Genomic DNA, 260 nt, shown 5'->3' with positions numbered 1-260 from the left:
CCACCATCGGCGGCATGGGCGGGTTCGGCGGCGACGCCTGGCTGTTCGGCAGCGGCGGGGCCGGCGGCCAGGGCGGCGACAACACTTTCAACCTCAGTGGCCAAGGCGGCCTGGGCGGCGACGGCGGCAGTGGCGGAGCGCTTTTCGGCAACGGTGGCGTCGGCGGTGGCGGCGGCAACGGCGGCGCCACCGGCGGAACCGCCGGCAACGGCGGTTCCGCCGGCTCCGCGCTCGGCAGCGGCGGCGCCGGCGGCGTGGGC

Annotated in this window: 1 pseudogene; it reads left to right on the top strand. The window is 78.8% G+C overall.

Going from position 1 to position 260, the window contains the following annotated elements:
- Positions 1-14: 14 nt before the first annotated feature.
- Positions 15-260 (top strand): annotated as a pseudogene (locus BST40_RS33705) (PE family protein); the annotation flags it as partial.

The sequence above is a fragment of the Mycobacterium persicum genome, assembly GCF_002086675.1.
Lineage (GTDB): Bacteria > Actinomycetota > Actinomycetes > Mycobacteriales > Mycobacteriaceae > Mycobacterium > Mycobacterium persicum.
This window is presented reverse-complemented; position numbering and strand designations above follow the sequence as displayed.